A 17,841-nucleotide genomic window follows, 5' to 3' on the forward strand; every position below is an offset into this window, starting at 1 on the left:
CCCCGCAATTCAGTCGTTTTGCTCGCCGGCGCCGCTACATTAGCTCCACCTGCCGCATGTCGCGGCGAGGCATGCGGCAAGCCGCAAGCACGCGGTCCGCAGCAACAACGTCTTTGGGGAGAATGACCATGAACAAGATCCGTACGATTCTGCTGGGTGCTGCTCTGACGGCGATGGCGACGTCGGCTGCATTTGCACAGACGGCCCAGACAGGCGCCCAGGGTTCCGCAGGCGTCGGCGCGCAGGTCCAGACGCCGCTGCTCGGCGGCGGCGTGGGCGTGCAGGCTGGTGCCGGCGCGAATGCGGCAGGCTCGGGTTCGGGCGCGGGCAATGTCGTCGGCGGCGCGCTGAACGGCGTCGGCCAGACGGTCGGCGGCGTGGGTTCGGCAGCCGGGGCGGCGGTGGGTGGCGCGACGCAGGCGGTCGGTTCGGCGGCCGGCGCGACGAAGGATGCGGCGGCATCGGCCGTGCACGCGACGAAGTCGCACGTGAAGCACGTCGCCGCCTCGGCGAAGAGCCATGCCCACGGCGCGGTGTCGACCGCAGGCGACGTCGCGGGCGGCGCGAAGGCGAAGGCCGGCGAAGCGCTCGAAGGCGCGACGAATTCGGTGCAGGGTGGCGCGTCGGTCGGCGTGAAGGGCTCGGCGTCGACGCAAGGCGGCGCGCTGTAACAAGCAGCACGCATCCCGTCACGGCCCGGCCCGGCCCGCTTCGATGCGGGCCGGGTTTTTCTATTGAGGAGCGCGATACGTCGTGCACGGCGCCTCATGTCGACGCCTCATGTCGAAACGCGGGAAAATGGATGTATCGATATTGATTTGGATCACGAAGAATAATGAGCGTCGGGTCGACCGAACTTGACGCCAAAAAGAGACGATTGTCGGGCCGCAGGGGCAAGCTGGCGACTCGAAGGCAGCGCGGATGGAACGCATGGCGACCGCAGGCGGTTCCCCAAACCGCCGACTGCGTAGAGCCCGACACCGTCACGACATCTCCCCCCGAACGTTTCGGCGGCCCCCCCGATGCGGAGCACTTTTTCTTCCTCAACCAGTGTATCGCTCAAGCGGTATTTTCGAGCAACGAGCCGAGCTTGATTCTCGATGCTGCCATCGAGCGGCTACCGGCCTCAAATTTCACTTTCACGATTCAATGACGGTCGTCGTAAATGCATTTGAAATGATGAAATAAAGTATTTGCAAGGAAAGTGGAAGCTGGTTTATAAATACGAGCGATTTGTATTTTCTCTACCGGTCGCGACCATCGACGCTGACGGAATGCTCAAATGGTCGGGACACGGTTCGCTGCGCTTCATCATGCGCGCGCGTTGTCGCGCATGAATGCCGCCTGCCAAGCAGCCATGCCGACGTGAGGGAATCCCGTCGAAATTGCTGAACTCGTCAGCCCGTGCCTGGTAAATCTCGGGCGGAACACGGGTATTTTCGTTATCGAAATGCTGATTATCTGATCGGCATCAACTGCGAGTCATCTTGTGATTCTCGCTGGTATTAATGTGGCTTTTGTTAATCAATTTGATTCGGATTGCAAAATTACTGAGCCGTATGTAATGAAAAACGAAATGATGGCCGATCCCGTCTTTTGCCGCATGATCCGCATTTTGGAAGGAAATATTCCATGATCAATACGCTGCAGGACATGAAGCACCCGCATTAATTGAACGTGTCGCCAGCCTCCTGGCGCATCCGCCTTCATGTCGAGCGCGCGATTCGCAGAGGCAGCTCCGCCGAACAAGAATGTGCGATCTGGCGCGTCGGTGCCGGTCGCGGCACGTCAATGTTCAAGTCAACCTGCACGACGTATGTGGCAGGCCCGTTCGATACGTGAAATCCGGTGAGACACAAGTGAATACGATGATATCCACGATGGCAGATGGCGCCGAACCCGACGCGGACGTTCGACCGCGGCTCGCAACGCAACCCTCGAGACTCCTTGTGCTTGGCAAGCGCACGATCGATGAACTCGACTACGACCCGTCGATGGTGCTCGACGCTGTCGAACGGGCATACCTTGGCCTCGGTACCGGCGAATCCGACAATCCGCGCAAGCTGATGAGCCAGCCCGCGGACAAGCATTCGGTCGCGTACTCGATGCTGGGTCGGGATGGTGGACGCAGAACGGTCGGTTTCAAGACGTCGTATAAGTTCGATCCGGAACATAACCGCGAACTGCAGAAGTACTACACGACGTTGTTGCTGTTCGACGACGAAACCGGCATGCCTGTCGCACTGATGGACGGCAGCCTTGTCGGGTCGCTGCGCACGCCGGCGGTGTCGGCTCTGCTCGCACGTGCGGCTGCGCCGCGGGCTCGAACGGCGCTCGTCGTCGGCACGGGGACGCAGGGGCGGATGGCGGCGCCCTTCCTGCTGACCGCATTGCCGGACATCGAGCGCGTGATCGTACACGGCCACTATGAGTCGGGAATCGACGCCGTCCGCAAGACGTTGAAGCGCTTTCATCCGGGCCGTGACATCGAAGTATCGAAGGATCTCGTCGCCTCCGCGAATGAAGCGGACATCGTGCTCGGGGTGGCCGGCGCCGGTGTGTCGGAGACCGTGCGACACGCGGCGCTGAAGCCGGGCGCGCTCGCGCTTCTGGTCGGCTACGGAATTCACGCTGACGCGCTGCATGGCGCCGATTACCGCATCGCGACGAGCGAGGCCCAAATGCAAGTAACCGGTGCCGATCTCGTGGACGAAGCCGGAAAACTGCCTGCCGTCGATGCCGAGTTGCCGGACATACTGCTTGGCCGCAAGCCTGCGCGGCGCAACGATGCCGATATCGTTTACGCGTTCAACAGCGGCATGATCGTGACCGACATCGCGCTGGGGCGCGTGCTGGCCGATGCCGCGCTGACGAAAGGGCTCGGCCGGGAAGTCGAACTATGGTGACGGATATGCTCCGGTTGCCGGCGTTGTGGGATCCGCTACTGCGGGATTTCGTGGACGAACATCAAGCGATGATCCACGATCTTGTCCATGGCTTCGACGCACCCGTTCATTTCTTGTTTCCCGAGCGCTTCGCGCGCAATGTCGCCGAATTTCAGCGCGTACTGGACGATCGCCAAGTGTCGGGGCGCATTTACTACGCGAAGAAAGCGAACAAGGCGCGATGCTTCGCGCATGCGGCGGCAGCATCCGGGATCGGCGTCGACGTCGCGAGCACGGGCGAGTTCTCGGAAGCGTTGGCCGCGGGCGTGTGCGGAACCGATATCGGTGTATCCGGCCCGTCGAAGTCGAGCGCGCTGCTGCGGCTCGCGGTTTTGCACGATGCGTTGATCGCCATCGACAGCGAGGACGAACTCGATCGGCTGATCGCGATCTCGGCACAGGCGAAGCGGGTTGCACGCATTCTGTTGCGGATGGCGCCGGCGGCACGCAACGATAGCCGATTCGGTTTGAGTGCCGACGCACTTCGCGTTGCGCTATCGACCTGTGCCGCGATGCAGGCGTCGCTCGTCCTTGAAGGGTTCTCGTTCCATCTGTCCGGTTACAGCGCGACGGAGCGCTGCAATCAGGCCGCGACGGCGATGCGCGCGTGCCTGGCTGCGCGTGACCTCGGTCTTGCGCCGACCACGATCAATATCGGTGGCGGCTTCGCGATGTCGTACGCCAGCGAGCGCGACTGGCGCGCATTCCAGCTGGCGCACCGGGCGGACGATTACCACGCAAACAAGGTATTCGACGGATTCTATCCGTATCACTCGGCCTGCAGCGGCGCGCAGATGCTCGACGCGATTCTGGCTGGTACCCCTGATGCGGCGTCCTCCGCATCGCTCGCCGAACTACTTCGCGAGCACGGTCTGACGATCATGCTGGAACCGGGGCGTTCGTTGCTGGATCAGGCAGGGTTTACGGTGTTTGCCGTGCAAGGCTTGAAGGACTGCGGCGACTATGGCATCACGACCGTCAATGGCACGAGCTTCAGCGTGTCGGAGCAATGGTTCGCCAGTGAATTCCTGCCCGATCCGGAACTGCTGAGCGTCGTGCGCGAGCCGTCGCGATCGCCGCGCACGGGCATGCCTTATCGCGCCTGCGTCGGCGGGGCGAGTTGCCTCGACTCGGACATGCTGACCTGGCGCAAGATCGTATTCGGGCGGCGCCCGGAACCCGGCGATCTGCTGATCTACCCGAACACGGCCGGCTATCAGATGGATTCGAACGAATCTTCATTTCACGAGCTGCCGCTTCCCCCCAAGCTTGTCTTGACACTTGACGGCGCGCGGCCACGCTGGCGCGTCGATCGCTTCTTCCAGCTTTCGGGAGCCTGACCATGAATGTGCGTTTTATGGGTGAGCAAGCCACGATCACCGTGCCTGCGATCGTGTCGAAGGTATCGGATCTTGTCGGCCGCACGCCGTTGTTCGAATTGATTCGCGGCGCCAACGGCGCGCGCATCCTGCTTAAACTCGAATCGACGAATCCGACCGGCAGCGCCAAGATCCGGATGGCGAGGCAGATGCTCGACGAAGCCGAACAGGACGGCAGCCTGCGGCCGGCCGGACACGTGATCGAATCGACGTCCGGCAATACGGGCATGGGGCTGGCGCTGTTGTCGGCCGAGCGCGGCTATCGGTTTACCGCGATCGTGGACAGTCACGCGTCGAAAGACAAGCTGCGGGCGATGCAAGCGTTCGGCGCAAAGCTCGTCTGCGTAAGCGACGGCGACGCGATCGCGACGGCGGATCGCGACGCGCTGGCCAAGCGCATGGCAGCGGACGATCCGGACGGCATCTGGACGGAGCAGCACAACAATCCCGCGAACGGTAACGGCTATCGTGGGCTGGCACATGAACTGCGCGACGTGCTTGGCGACCGAATCGACTTCCTGGTGGGTTCGGTCGGCACCGGAGGCTCGCTGTTCGGCACTGCACGAGAACTGCTCGCGACAGGCCCGGCGCCGCGCGTCATTGGTGTCGAGCCGGTCGGCTCGATCGTCTTCGGCGGCGAAGGCGGATCGTACTATCAGTCCGGCACCGGAACGCCGCCTGGCGCCGAGATCGGCGCGTTGGTCGACTATGCGTTGCTCGACGAAGGCTACAAGGTGACGGACGCGGCCGCCTTCAATACGGCACGCTATATCGCACGCAAGAAGTCGCTGCTCGTCGGCGGCTCGGCGGGCAGCGTCATCTGGCACGCGTTGAAGATGTTCGATTCACTGCCGGCGGGGGCGACGCTCGTGGTCCTGGTCTGTGATGGCGGGGAAAAATATCTCGACACGGTGTTCGACGACGACTGGATGCGAGCGCGAAACCTGCTCGACGAGTCGATTGCTCGGGAACTCGAATCGATATTTTCCCGCGCCGCATGAAACTTCATCGACAAGTCTGGCTCGATGCCACGCAAATCGGCGTGCTTGCCGCTCCCCTCATCCTTACGCAGCTCGCCCAGGTGGCGCTGACGACCACCGACATCGTCATGATGGGGATGCTTGGCCCGCGCGAAATCGCCGCTGGGGGTCTCGCGCTGACGATCTTCAACCAGTTCCGGACGATGGGAACCGGGCTGGTGACGGGAACGGGCAACCTCGTCGCGTTCGCGAACGGTCAACACGCGCATGCGGAAATCATGCGGCTGGTGCGTTCCGGCTTTGCGCTGTCGACGCTCGCGGCACTGGCGTTTGCATTGATGATGCTGTGTATCGAAATGCCGCTTGTCTGGCTCGGTCAGGATCCGGGCGTCGCACGCCAAGCATCGTTCTATCTTGCGGCGGCCGCACCCGGCATGTTGCCGTGTCTGTGGTTTCAGGTGCTTCGACAATATACCGTCGGACTCCGCAAGCCTGGGCCGCTATTGGCGATCACGATCGTATCGATCGTCGTCAATGCGGCGCTCGACTACGCGTTGATGTTCGGCCGGTTCGGATTTCCGAAGCTCGGCCTGGTCGGTATTGCGTGCGCAACCAGTGGCGTGTACCTGCTTTCCTTCATCGCGTTTCTGACGATCGCAAGGCGCCGGCCGGAACTGTCCGAACACTTGTCGCTTGCCGCCTGGCGCGCCGATGCCGATACGTTGGCGCGGACGTGGCGGATGGGTTTGCCGATCGCGGCGACCTATGGATCGGAGGCTGCGTTCTTCACCGTCCTCACGCTCGTGATCGGGACGCTCGGCGCCGATGCGCTGGCCGCACAGACGATCGTGAATCAGGTGATCTACATCGTGTTCATGATTTCGGTCGGTTTGTCTCACGCGTCGTCGATCAGCATCAGCCATGCGTGTGCGCAGCGCGACTATCGCGGTGCGCGCCGGCTCGGCTATACGGGGCTCGCGCTGGGTGTCGTGACGATGCTGGTCGTTGCGCTGCCGTATCTCATTGCGCCCACCCGCGTGCTTGCGCCATTTCTCGATAACGGCGCGGCCGCGAGTGCCGAAGTTCTGCGCCTCGCCGGTGGGCTGCTGACGATCGCGGCGCTGCTGCAGATCTTCGATTGCAGCCAGAACATCGGCGTCGGCATTTTGCGGGGCCTCGGTGACGTAACGAGTTCGTTTCGGATATCGATCGTCGGATACTGGTTAATCGGTCTGCCGGTCGCCTGGGCGGCCGGTGTGCTGCTGGGATACGGCATCTACGGCATCTGGAGCGGACTCGCCATCGGGCTTGCGGCCACGGCGTCGATGTTGCTGCACAAATTCGAGGGCCACCTTCGCGCGATGACGAAACGGACGCAAGACGGACGTTCGTGAACGCGACGAAGTTTCCAACGCGCACACCGGTGCCGACCGGGCACCGGAATTCCCGAAATACCGGCCGGCATTGCATCGAACGCGGCACGTCCGCTCGTCTCGCCAGAGGCGGAATGCCGGCCGGATTCCCGACTGCCCGCACATGTTGTCGTTGATAGACGGCGACTTGTCTTTATCCGCCACCGTACCCGGTACGCGACATGGTGGTTGTGACCGCCTCATACGGCGTATTCCGCTCTTGGGAATGCACAAGCCGTGACGGTCATCGCTCATGACTGCGCTAATCGTATGCCGACAAGATGCGTCGGCGGAAAGTTGCGTAGTCAGTAAATTTTCCTAATTCGGCCGATCGATGGTCGCAAGAGCGCGACAGATATAACTGCATCTGGAAAGCATGATTTGACCGGCCGCATTTACTGAATTATCGAAACGGTAATTGATTGGCGTATATGCGAGCAATGTAAATAATTTGCCGCATTATACGAGGGCGTGAAATTCACGTCGGTTTATTTGTAAAGTTTTCTGCTGTTCCGCGATCTTAGTTGTGACAAGATGCCGCACTTTGGCCGATTGTTGAAATATTCCGCAACATAGAATCGTTTTAGTGAAATTAAATCGCAATTTCCTGCTGTAATATCAAAGAAAGGTTCATTACATATTTTTTCGAAAAGTAATGTTGCTGTCTTCTGTCCTCCGATATACTTGCGCAACTTCAAGTTTAGAGAGCGGAATCTAGACAGGTGGCCCGTATAGTGAACTGTTTCAGCCATTGGCAAAGTAAATAATTCAGATGTTAATGGTATTGCGTAATTGGTTTGCATTCCTCGTGAGTACTGGTTATCAAAACATGGTTCGCGAACGATGGCTGCCTAGACGTTGCCATCAGATACTGTCGCAGTGCTCGCACGTAGAAAGCAAGCAGCGTTGGATTGCCCGTCCGGTAAGGCCTTGAAGCTTTGGCAGATATTCGGCTGCCAGAGCATGTCAACGAATACGAATCTTGTCTTTTCATAAGGGCCCAGAAAATTGGAGACCTTTTCTCGCATCATTGGCGAGATTCTTCGTCCCAACGGTTTGACCGAGGGGATCGATCAACTCGCGGAAAAAATCGGACGCGTGATTCCGTTCGACAAGTGTTTGGTTTTGCACGGCGGCAGCGGCGATCCGGCTTCTCACGGGCTGATATATCGCTATGGGGCTGCGAGCGACGCCGGAATCCGGCGAGGCGTGACTCTGTTTGGTCCCGGAATCGATATCGATCGATATCTGAGTTGCTTCGCATTGTCCGATCGTCAGGATCATACGTTCCGCTGGCGCGATCTCGACGGGGAAGTGCCACAACGCGATGCGCAGGTCAACGATGTCGCGTCGTACATGCGGGGGCGGGGTATGGTCGCTTGTATCGGCGCTCCACCCGGTGATTCGACGGCCATTCGGACTGTGTTGCAACTGAAGTGCGAAGACATGACGTTGCATTCGGCGTTGCTCGTCAGTCTCATCGCCATGCATTTGCATGCAGCGTTGACCCAGAAGATTGCGCGGCAGAACCGGGAGGGCGTGGACCTGTGCGCAGCCGGCCCCCAGCCGGATGCTTGCGAAAGCTCGAACAGGATTCAGTTCACGAGAAAGGAATCCGATGTAATCAAATGGGTAGTCGAAGGCAAGACTGCCTGGGAAATCGGCCGGATACTTTCCATGTCGGAAAGAACGGTCAAGTTTCATCTGACGAACGTCTATGAAAAGCTGCGTGTGTCGAATAGAGCGCAAGCGGTGGCGAAGGTTAGCCGTCTGGGATTGATCTAGGAGAGTTCGGGAATGTCTTTCAAGGAAAAGGTCAAGGCATTTGTCGCACGTCATGGGTTTACGTACAAAGCCTATATTTTGTCGATTCTCTTTCTGCCGCCGGCAGCACTTTATATCGCATGGAAGCGACCGGGCTTGCCGGTCCCGGGCCGTGTCTTGCTGTGCGTGACCGGTGTGCTTGCGCCTCCGTTGGTCGGTATCGCCACGGCGATGATGCTGAAAGGCGCATTCGATTTGATCCGGACAGTCGTTTCCGTTTAGTTTCCCTGCCGGTTGCCGAATACGATTCCGCTTTCCCGAGCGTGGTTCTCGATCGCTTCATCATTCATTCCATAAACGCCAATGAATGCCCGACTGCCAACCGTACAATTGTTAGAGTGTGTTCGGGCAATAGCAGGATTACATGAGCCGTCGCGCAATATTCCGTATAACTACACGTCGTTTTCCGATCGAGAGATCGTGATCCGCCTGCTCGGCGAGGCGGCGTGGGCGGTGCTCGACGAACTGCGCGCCGAGCGCCGCACGGGTCGCTCGGCGCGGATGCTCTGCGAAGTGCTCGGCGACATCTGGATCGTGCGCCGCAACCCGTACCTGCAGGACGACCTGCTTGATAACCGAAGGCGTCGCCGGTTCCTGATCGCCACGATGCATGATCGGCTATCTGAAATTGCAAGACGCCGTCGGGTGAGTGTGAGCGGATGGTACGACGACGCCGGCCGCGAACGGGCATCGCGCGTCGAGATGCTCGAGAGCGCCGCGCAGCGCGCGGTCAACGAATTCGCCGACGAATTCGACAAGATGGCCGAGCTGCGCCGCCGCGCGACCAAGGCGCTCGGCCGCTGCACGCAGAAGGACAACATCCGCTTCGACGGGCTGTCGCGCGTGTCGCACGTGACGGACGCGACCGACTGGCGCGTCGAATACCCGTTCGTCGTGCTGACGCCGGACACCGAAGCCGAGATCGCCGCGCTGATCAAGGCGTGCTTCGAGCTCGGCCTGACCGTGATCCCGCGCGGCGGCGGCACCGGCTACACGGGCGGCGCGGTGCCGCTCACGCCGTTCTCCGCGGTGATCAACACCGAGAAGCTCGAACAGCTCGGCGCGGTCGAGCTGACCGAGCTGCCGGGCGTCGCGCACAAGGTGCCGACGATCTTCTCCGGCGCGGGCGTCGTCACGCGCCGCGTCACCGAGGCGGCCGAAGCGGCCGGCTACGTGTTCGCGGTCGATCCGACCTCGCTCGACGCGTCGTGCATCGGCGGCAACGTCGCGATGAACGCGGGCGGCAAGAAGGCCGTGCTGTGGGGCACCGCGCTCGACAACCTCGCATGGTGGCGAATGGTCGACCCGGACGGCAACTGGCTCGAAGTCACGCGCCACGAGCACAACCAGGGCAAGATCCACGACATCGCGGTCGCGCGCTTCGAGCTGAAGTGGTTCGACGGCGCGTACGCGCCCGGCGAGAAGCTGCTCAAGACGGAGATGCTCGAGATCGAGGGCCGCCGGTTCCGCAAGGAAGGGCTCGGCAAGGACGTGACCGACAAGTTCCTCGCCGGCCTGCCGGGCGTGCAGAAGGAAGGCTGCGACGGGCTTATCACGTCCGCGCGCTGGGTGCTGCACAAGATGCCCGCGCACACGCGCACCGTGTGCCTCGAATTCTTCGGCCAGGCGCGCGAGGCGATCCCGAGCATCGTCGAGATCAAGGACTACCTGTTCGAGACGTCGAAGCAGGGCGGCGCGATCCTCGCGGGCCTCGAGCACCTCGACGAGCGCTACCTGCGCGCGGTCGGCTACGCGACCAAGAGCAAGCGCAATGCCTTCCCGAAGATGGTGCTGATCGGCGACATCGTCGGCGACGATGCGGATGCGGTCGCGCACGCGACGTCCGAGGTGATCCGGATGGCGAACGGCAAGAGCGGCGAAGGCTTCGTCGCGGTCAGCGCGGAGGCGCGCAAGCGCTTCTGGCTCGACCGCAGCCGCACGGCGGCGATCGCCAAGCACACGAACGCGTTCAAGATCAACGAGGACGTGGTGATCCCGCTGAACCGGATGGGCGAGTACACCGACGGCATCGAGCGGATCAACATCGAGCTGTCGCTGAAGAACAAGCTGCAGCTGGTCGACGCGCTCGAAGCGTTCTTCAAGGGCGGCAACCTGCCGCTCGGCAAGACCGACGACGCGAACGAGATCCCGAGCGCCGAACTGCTGGAAGACCGCGTGCAGCAGGCGCTGGAGCTGCTCAAGCGCGTGCGGGCACGCTGGGAATTCGTGCGCGACCGGCTCGACCAGCCGCTGCGCGAGGCGCAGCACTACCTGGTGCAGCTCGGCTACGAGGCGCTTGCGGAGAAGTTCGCCGATCGCGCGGACGAGCAGCCGGGCGCGACCGTGTTCCACATCACGCAGGACCGCACGGTGCGGATTTCGTGGAAGCAGGAGATCCGCGCGGAGCTGCGCGCGATCTTCAACGGCGGCGCGTTCAAGCCGATCCTCGACGAAGCGCAGGCGATCCACAAGCGCGTGCTGCGCGGGCGCGTGTTCGTCGCGCTGCACATGCACGCGGGCGACGGCAACGTCCATACGAACATCCCGGTCAACTCCGACAACTACGAGATGCTGCAGGACGCGCACGCGTCGGTGGCCCGCATCATGACGCTGGCGCGCTCGCTCGACGGCGTGATTTCCGGCGAACACGGGATCGGCATCACGAAGCTCGAATTCCTGACCGAGGACGAGATCGCCGAATTCCGCGCGTACAAGCAGCGCGTGGACCCGAACGGCCGCTTCAACAAGGGCAAGCTGCTCGACGGCGCCGATCTGCGCAACGCGTACACGCCGAGCTTCGGGCTGATGGGCTACGAATCGCTGATCATGCAGCAGTCCGACATCGGGGCGATCGCCGATTCGGTGAAGGACTGCCTGCGCTGCGGCAAGTGCAAGCCGGTGTGCGCGACGCACGTGCCGCGCGCGAACCTGCTGTACAGCCCGCGCAACAAGATCCTGGCGACGTCGCTGCTGGTCGAGGCGTTCCTGTACGAGGAGCAGACGCACCGCGGCGTGTCGATCAAGCACTGGGACGAGTTCAACGACGTGGCCGACCACTGCACGGTGTGCCACAAGTGCGCGACGCCGTGCCCGGTGAAGATCGACTTCGGCGACGTGACGATGAACATGCGCAACCTGTTGCGCAAGATGGGCAAGAAGAAGTTCAACGCCGGCAATGCGGCGGGGATGTTCTTCCTGAACGCGACCAATCCGCAGACGATCAACCTCGCGCGCGGCGTGATGATGGGCGTGGGCTACAAGGTGCAGCGCTTCGCGAACGACATGCTGAAGAAGGTCGTGACGAAGCAGACGCAGCACCCGCCGGCGACGACGGGCAAGCCGCCGGCGGTCGAGCAGGTGATCCACTTCGTGAACAAGAAGATGCCGGGCAACCTGCCGAAGAAGACGGCGCGGGCGCTGCTGGACATCGAGGACAACAAGATCGTGCCGATCATCCGCAACCCGAAGTCGACGACGGTCGATTCGGAAGCGGTGTTCTACTTCCCGGGCTGCGGCTCGGAGCGGCTGTTCTCGCAGGTGGGGCTGGCGACGCAGGCGATGCTGTGGGAGGCGGGCGTGCAGACGGTGCTGCCGCCGGGCTACCTGTGCTGCGGCTATCCGCAGCGCGGCTCGGGGCAGTACGACAAGGCCGAGAAGATCGTGACGGACAACCGCGTGCTGTTCCACCGGGTCGCGAACACGCTGAACTACCTGGACATCAAGACGGTGGTGGTGTCGTGCGGCACCTGCTACGACCAGCTCGCGGGTTACGAATTCGACAAGATCTTCCCGGGCTGCCGGATCATCGACATCCACGAGTTCCTGCTCGAGAAGGGGATGAAGCTCGACGGGGTGACGGGCACGCGCTACATGTATCACGACCCGTGCCACACGCCGATCAAGACGATCGACCCGGTGAAGCTGGTCAACGAGCTGATGGGCGCGGAGAAAGACGGCTACAGGATCGAGAAGAACGATCGCTGCTGCGGCGAGTCGGGCACGCTGGCGGTCACGCGGCCGGACGTGTCGACGCAGGTGCGCTTCCGCAAGGAGGAGGAGATCCGCAAGGGGGCGGCGAAGCTGCGTGCGATTCCGGTGGTGGCGGGCGATGCGGCGGCGCCGGCGGCCGCGGGAGCGAACGGCCCGGACGTGAAGATCCTGACGAGCTGCCCGTCGTGCCTGCAGGGGCTGTCGCGCTACAACGAGGACGCGAACCTGGAGGCCGACTACATCGTGGTCGAGATCGCGCGTCAGGTGCTCGGCGAGAACTGGATGGCCGATTATGTCGCACGGGCCAACCATGGCGGGATCGAGCGCGTGATGCTGTGAGGAAACGACCTCGCAAACAATGCGGGCGCGGCCGGTTCCCTGTATCGAGACTATGCGTGTGCGGCCAGCGTCGCGACAACGTGATCCTGGAGCTCGCGCTCCCTGGCATGGATGAAGAAATGATCGCCGTCGAACCGATGAAGCGAGAACGGTCCGTCGCTGTAGCGACGCCATTCATGCAACGCGTCGATATCGACGTGCGGATCGTGCAGGCCGCCAAATACGGTCAGCCCGCAGCGCAACGCGAAAGGCGTATCGGTGCAATAGCCTTCGGCGAGTGCCAGATCGGCGCGCAGCGCGCGCAGGAAATGCCGAAGCCAGTCCGGCTCCGACAGCAACGCATCCGGTGTGCCGCCCATCGTCTTCAGCCAGTCGATGAGCTCCGGTTCCGGCAACCGATGAATCGCTAACGGACGAGGGACGACATGCGGCGCACGGTGCGCCGCGCAGAACGCGTGAATGGGCCCGCGAAGCCGTCGTCGATCGAGTTCCCTCAACCATTCGATACCGACGACACTGCCGAAACTGTATCCGAAGGTGCCGAACGGCTTGTCGAGGAGCCCGTTCGCGGCGGTGGCCAACGCATCCGTCATCGTATCCAGCGACGTGGGCGGGGCTTCCGAGAAGCGCGTCTGGCGTCCCGGTAGCTCGACCGCCACGACTTCGATCCAGTCGGGCAGCTCGAGCGCCCAGCGCCGATAGAGCAGCGAACCCGCACCGGCGTACGGGAAGCAGAACAGCCGGTGCGTGGCCGCGGGTTGCGGGCGATGCAGGATGAACCAGGGGGTTATCTTGACTGGCATGCCGATTGAGAGCGGAAGTCGTGACGCGTCGCGGCCGCGATCCGGTCCGGGGCGGCGCGCCGATGACGGTGCAGCGTAATCGCAAGGGCCGGCGACGTGTGCCGTCCGACGGTACAGGTTGACGATCCATCCGGGTCGTGATTGCCCGCGAATGCGGGACGCGACATGCGATCCCGGCATCGGGTTCGCGCCCGAATGCTGCCCCAACGAACAGGTTTTTCCCTACACGCAAGTTGGTATTCTGCGCTGCGCGATCGTCCTGCACCGTGTTGTCGCGGCCCGCCAACTTCGTACATCGAGACCATGAACGCTGTAATACTCGAAGCCGTTGAAAAATCGTATCTGATGGGTTCCGTCAACGTGACCGCGCTGCGCGACGTCACGCTCGACATTCGCGACGGAAAACTGACCGTCATTGCCGGTGCTTCCGGCAGCGGGAAGTCGACGTTGCTGAATCTCGTCGGATGCGTGGACCGGCCCGACCGCGGCCGCATCGTCGTGGCGGGCGAAGAGGTCGGACGCTTGTCGGACGATGCGCTATCCGATTTTCGTGCTCGGCGGCTCGGTTTCGTCTTTCAGAACTTCAATCTGTTGCCGGTGCTCACGGCGCACGAAAACGTCGAATATCCGCTGCTTCTCGCGGGCACGCGATTGACGGAGTCCGAACGTGCGCTGAAGGTACGGGACATGCTCGACGCGGTCGGTCTCGCGGACAAGGCGCATCATCGCCCGGGACAGATGTCGGGCGGTCAGCGGCAACGCGTCGCGATCGCACGCGCACTCGTCGCGTCGCCGAACCTCGTGCTGGCGGACGAGCCGACCGCCAATCTGGACAGCAAGACCGGCCAGCAGATCATCGCGCTGATGCGGCGATTGCAACGGGAGCGGCGCGTGTCGTTCGTGATTTCGTCGCACGATCCGCAGGTCATCGCGGCGGGCGACGACGTTGTCCACATTGCCGACGGGATCGTGTCCGACGTGACACGCACCGATGACCAGGAGGCGTTCGCATGAAGACTTTTTCGCTCGCGCTCCGCAATCTGCTGCGCAACCGTCGCCGCTCGATCACGACCTTGCTCGCGATGATCGTCGGCGCGCACGCGGTGCTGCTGTTCGGCGGCTATACGCGCAACATCACGTACGGTCTGCAAACCGATTACGTGAAGTATGGCGGCCACCTGCAGATCGAACGCAAGGGGTTCTACGAGTTCGGCAGCGGGAACCCTTCCGAGTACGGGATCGACAACTACGAGGCGATCATCGATGCGGTGAAGGCCGATCCGGAACTGGCGAAGATGGTGCTCGTCGCGACGCCCACGCTGCAGTTGCAGGGTATCGCGGGCAACTTCGACGCGGGGTTGTCGCGTACCGCGCTTGCGCTCGGCGTGCGCGTCGACGACCAGAACCGGATGCGCGCATGGAACGACTATCAGTTCCCCGTGACGATCCCGCCGATGGCGCTGACCGGCACGACCGGCGACGCAGCCGTGATCGGCACGGGCCTCGCGCGCGTGCTCGAACTGTGCGGGCCGCTCAAGGTGCCTGACTGCAACCCGCCCAGGAAGTCCGCGGACACCACGACGGCTTCGCCGCTTCCGGGCGACATCGCGGCCCTTGCCGAGGGGACGCGTGCGGCGCCGGCTGCCGCGACGGGCGGCCGGCGGATCGAACTGCTTGCGGCGACCGCGCGCGGTGCGCCGAACGTGGCGGAACTGCAGGTCGTGAAGGCGGAGCGGCAGGGCATCAAGGAATACGACGACATGTACGTCGGCCTGCACCTCGCGCAAGCGCAACGACTCGTCTACGGCACCGAGCAGCCGAAGGCGACGGCGATCGTCGTCCAGCTGCGCCATACGTCGGATTTGCCGGCCGCGAAGGCCCGGATCGAGACGCTGCTGAAAACGAAATTCGCGGGTACGGATACGGAAGTCGTCGATTACACGGTGCTGAACCCGTTCTATGGTCAAGCACTTGCGATGTTCGCGACGCTGTTCGGTTTTGTCGCGCTCCTGATCGCCGCGATCGTGCTGTTCACCGTCGGCAACACCATGAGCACGGCGGTGTTCGAACGCACGGTCGAAATCGGCACGCTGCGCGCGATGGGATTGCGCCGTGCCGGCGTACGTCGCCTGTTCCTGTGCGAAGGGCTGCTGCTCGGTGTGATCGGCGCGGTGCTCGGCGTCGCCAGCGCGGCGTTGCTCGCCGGCATCATCAACGTCAGCGGTCTGACGTGGACGCCGCCGGGCCGCTCGCCGGTGCCGTTGATCATTCGTGTGTGGGGCGAGAACGACCTGATCGTCGGTACCGCGATCGGCCTGCTGGTGGTGGCGATGCTCTCCGCGTTGCTGCCCGCGCGCCGCGCGTCGCGAATGGAGATCGTCGATGCGCTCCGCTATGCGTGATCGGCCGATCGGATCGGGTGTCAATGAAATGTCGATGAAATGGATTCGTCGGCGGATTGTCATGTTAGCCTTCGCCGGGAGTTGCATCGCGATGCTCGGTGCATGCGGCGCACCGGCCGAGCAGCCGGCGCCCCGGGATCTGAATCTGTCGTTGACGCAAGCGACGGCGTCCGGCGCGTACATCGTGACGCTCGAACCGCCGACGACACCGCCGCCGCTGAACCGGATCCATGCGTGGACCGTTACCGTGAAGCGCGCGTCGGGCGATCCCGTGCGCGGTGCGCGCATCGATGTCAGCGGCGGGATGCCCCAGCACGGGCATGGTCTGCCGACGCGCCCTCGCGTGATCGACGGAGACGGAGACGGGACGTATCGGCTGCAAGGGATGAAGTTCAGCATGCCCGGCTGGTGGACGATCACGCTGAAGGTCCGGGACGCGCAGCGCGACGACGACGTGACGTTCAACGTCGTGTTGCCGCCGGCGGCGGCGTCATGACGGTCGACACGGGCCCCATGCCTGATTACTGGATGAGTTCCATACACGGAGAGGCTTCAATGCGAAAAGTCATGCTGTACTGGATGATGGTGCTGCTCGCGCCGTTTGCATCGGGTATCGCGAACCTTGCTCATGCGGGGCCGGCGAGCGAAGCGTCGGCGCCGGCCGCCGCCGCGCCGGCGGCGGCACGCGCAGACCGGCTGCCCGCCTATCAGCCGCGCTTCGGGCGCACGCGCCCGATCGTCGCCGTCGTCGGCGAAAACTACTACACCGAGCTGACCGATTACGTCGTTCCCTATGGCATCGTGGCCGAATCGGGCGCGGCGGATCTCGTCGCGCTCGCGACGAAGCCGGGCCCCATCCGGATGTTCCCGGCGCCGATGAACGTCATTCCGGACGAAACTACCGCCCAGTTCGATCAGCGCGTGCCCGAAGGGGCGGACTATGTGATCGTGCCGGCCGTGCATCGCGACAGCGATCCGGCGCTGCTGGCGTGGGTGGCCGAGCAGGCGAAGAAGGGCGCGACGATCATCGGCGTGTGCGACGGCGTCTGGGTGGTCGCCCGTGCGGGGCTGCTGGAAGGCCGCCGCGCAACGGGGCACTGGTATTCGATGAACGATCTCCGCAAGAAGTTTACCGATACGCGCTGGGTCGACGGCAAGCGTTACGTTGCCGACGGCAAGGTCGTCACGACGACCGGCGTCACCGCGACGATTCCGGTATCGCTTGCGCTCGTCGAGGCGCTCGCGGGGCGCGAACGTGCGCTGCAGGTCGCCGAGCGGCTCGGACGTCCCGCATGGTCGTCCGAGATCGCGAGCGACCGCTTCAACCTCGGCTTGCCGGCGATGGCGACGATCGCAACCAACTACGTGTCGTTCTGGTCGCATGAGGATTTCGGTATCCCGATCGCGCCGGGTGTCGACGAAATCGCGCTCGTGCTCGAGGCCGACGCCTATTCGACGACGTTCCGCTCGACCGCCTACACGGTGGCCGCGAACCGGGAACCCCTGCGCACCCGGCGCGGGTTGACGATCGTTCCCGACCGCGTGGCCGGCGTCGACGCGCCGACGAGGATGTTGTCCGCGCCGATCACGCGCTATCCGTTGCATGCGCTCGATGCATCGCTGAACGCGATCTCGGCCGAGTTCGGCAAGCGCACGGCCGCATGGGTCGCACTGCAGATGCAGTATCCGGGCTACTGAGCCGCACACCGCAGCGTCACCCCGTTCCTTCCCCAAGCCTGTCGGTTTTCCACCCGTTTTCGGGTGGGA

The 17,841-nt window shown here is 63.0% G+C and carries 14 protein-coding genes; 13 read left to right on the plus strand and 1 reads right to left on the minus strand.

Going from position 1 to position 17,841, the window contains the following annotated elements:
* The first annotated feature begins 128 nt into the window (after positions 1–128).
* The 9 genes from CFB81_RS29730 (at position 129) to CFB81_RS29765 (ending at position 12,869) form a co-directional block, all read left to right on the plus strand.
* The gene (locus CFB81_RS29730; RefSeq protein ID WP_089437553.1) at positions 129–671 is read left to right on the plus strand and encodes a hypothetical protein; all 543 of its coding nucleotides are present in this window, start codon (positions 129–131) and stop codon (positions 669–671) included.
* 164 nt (positions 672–835) lie between these two features.
* A complete protein-coding gene (locus CFB81_RS35845) occupies positions 836–1,153 on the plus strand; it encodes a hypothetical protein (RefSeq protein ID WP_143328649.1) in 318 nt (105 codons plus the stop codon).
* 685 nt (positions 1,154–1,838) lie between these two features.
* Positions 1,839–2,906 (plus strand): ornithine cyclodeaminase family protein, encoded by a 1,068-nt coding sequence (locus CFB81_RS29735; protein WP_256976374.1) that lies wholly within the window; start codon positions 1,839–1,841, stop codon positions 2,904–2,906.
* Positions 2,900–4,285 carry an alanine racemase gene (locus CFB81_RS29740; protein WP_256976375.1) on the plus strand — a complete coding sequence of 462 codons (1,386 nt, stop codon included), beginning with the start codon at positions 2,900–2,902 and terminating at the stop codon, positions 4,283–4,285. Before CFB81_RS29735 ends, CFB81_RS29740 begins: the two co-directional genes overlap by 7 nt.
* A 17-nt stretch (positions 4,286–4,302) precedes the next feature.
* Positions 4,303–5,325, plus strand: a complete 1,023-nt coding sequence (locus CFB81_RS29745) for a cysteine synthase family protein (protein WP_069619586.1) — start codon at positions 4,303–4,305, stop codon at positions 5,323–5,325.
* On the plus strand, positions 5,322–6,698 hold the full coding sequence (locus CFB81_RS29750; protein WP_069619587.1) for an MATE family efflux transporter: 1,377 nt from the start codon (positions 5,322–5,324) through the stop codon (positions 6,696–6,698). The genes CFB81_RS29745 and CFB81_RS29750 overlap by 4 nt, the downstream gene beginning before the upstream one ends.
* A 1,026-nt stretch (positions 6,699–7,724) precedes the next feature.
* On the plus strand, positions 7,725–8,501 hold the full coding sequence (locus CFB81_RS29755) for a helix-turn-helix domain-containing protein (protein WP_256976376.1): 777 nt from the start codon (positions 7,725–7,727) through the stop codon (positions 8,499–8,501).
* A gap of 12 nt (positions 8,502–8,513) precedes the next feature.
* Positions 8,514–8,762, plus strand: a complete 249-nt coding sequence (locus CFB81_RS29760; RefSeq protein WP_069619588.1) for a hypothetical protein — start codon at positions 8,514–8,516, stop codon at positions 8,760–8,762.
* Positions 8,763–8,843: 81 nt separating this feature from the next.
* Entirely contained in the window at positions 8,844–12,869 is a 4,026-nt protein-coding gene (locus tag CFB81_RS29765) for a DUF3683 domain-containing protein (protein WP_179236111.1), read from the plus strand.
* A 50-nt stretch (positions 12,870–12,919) separates the two neighbouring features.
* On the opposite strand, the gene CFB81_RS29770 is transcribed toward CFB81_RS29765, so the two are convergent.
* Positions 12,920–13,852, minus strand: a complete 933-nt coding sequence (locus CFB81_RS29770) for a thioesterase II family protein (RefSeq protein WP_089437554.1) — start codon at positions 13,850–13,852, stop codon at positions 12,920–12,922.
* Between the two features lie 123 nt (positions 13,853–13,975).
* Here CFB81_RS29770 and CFB81_RS29775 point away from each other — a divergent pair, with 123 nt between their 5' ends.
* The 4 genes from CFB81_RS29775 (at position 13,976) to CFB81_RS29790 (ending at position 17,772) form a co-directional block, all read left to right on the plus strand.
* Complete coding sequence (locus tag CFB81_RS29775) at positions 13,976–14,686, plus strand: ABC transporter ATP-binding protein (protein WP_069620631.1); 711 nt, start codon at positions 13,976–13,978, stop codon at positions 14,684–14,686.
* Positions 14,683–16,074, plus strand: coding sequence for an ABC transporter permease (locus CFB81_RS29780; RefSeq protein WP_089437555.1), 1,392 nt, complete (start codon positions 14,683–14,685; stop codon positions 16,072–16,074). Before CFB81_RS29775 ends, CFB81_RS29780 begins: the two co-directional genes overlap by 4 nt.
* A 61-nt stretch (positions 16,075–16,135) precedes the next feature.
* Positions 16,136–16,570, plus strand: coding sequence for a FixH family protein (locus CFB81_RS29785; RefSeq protein WP_249190681.1), 435 nt, complete (start codon positions 16,136–16,138; stop codon positions 16,568–16,570).
* Between the two features lie 59 nt (positions 16,571–16,629).
* A complete protein-coding gene (locus CFB81_RS29790; RefSeq protein ID WP_089437557.1) occupies positions 16,630–17,772 on the plus strand; it encodes a DJ-1/PfpI family protein in 1,143 nt (380 codons plus the stop codon).
* The last annotated feature ends 69 nt before the right edge of the window (positions 17,773–17,841 follow it).

The sequence above is a fragment of the Burkholderia sp. AU28863 genome, assembly GCF_002223195.1.
Taxonomy (GTDB): Bacteria; Pseudomonadota; Gammaproteobacteria; order Burkholderiales; family Burkholderiaceae; genus Burkholderia; species Burkholderia sola.

Excerpts from the sequence above, each read along its gene's own strand:
- CFB81_RS29730 (WP_089437553.1), top strand. The coding sequence starts at position 129 with ATGAACAAGATCCGTACGATTCTGCTGGGTGCTGCTCTGACGGCGATG.
- CFB81_RS35845 (WP_143328649.1), top strand. The coding sequence starts at position 836 with ATGAGCGTCGGGTCGACCGAACTTGACGCCAAAAAGAGACGATTGTCG.
- CFB81_RS29740 (WP_256976375.1), top strand. The coding sequence starts at position 2,900 with ATGGTGACGGATATGCTCCGGTTGCCGGCGTTGTGGGATCCGCTACTG.
- CFB81_RS29745 (WP_069619586.1), top strand. The coding sequence starts at position 4,303 with ATGGGTGAGCAAGCCACGATCACCGTGCCTGCGATCGTGTCGAAGGTA.
- CFB81_RS29750 (WP_069619587.1), top strand. The coding sequence starts at position 5,322 with ATGAAACTTCATCGACAAGTCTGGCTCGATGCCACGCAAATCGGCGTG.
- CFB81_RS29760 (WP_069619588.1), top strand. The coding sequence starts at position 8,514 with ATGTCTTTCAAGGAAAAGGTCAAGGCATTTGTCGCACGTCATGGGTTT.
- CFB81_RS29765 (WP_179236111.1), top strand. The coding sequence starts at position 8,844 with ATGAATGCCCGACTGCCAACCGTACAATTGTTAGAGTGTGTTCGGGCA.
- CFB81_RS29770 (WP_089437554.1), bottom strand. The coding sequence starts at position 13,852 with ATGCCGGGATCGCATGTCGCGTCCCGCATTCGCGGGCAATCACGACCC.
- CFB81_RS29775 (WP_069620631.1), top strand. The coding sequence starts at position 13,976 with ATGAACGCTGTAATACTCGAAGCCGTTGAAAAATCGTATCTGATGGGT.
- CFB81_RS29780 (WP_089437555.1), top strand. The coding sequence starts at position 14,683 with ATGAAGACTTTTTCGCTCGCGCTCCGCAATCTGCTGCGCAACCGTCGC.
- CFB81_RS29785 (WP_249190681.1), top strand. The coding sequence starts at position 16,136 with ATGTTAGCCTTCGCCGGGAGTTGCATCGCGATGCTCGGTGCATGCGGC.
- CFB81_RS29790 (WP_089437557.1), top strand. The coding sequence starts at position 16,630 with ATGCGAAAAGTCATGCTGTACTGGATGATGGTGCTGCTCGCGCCGTTT.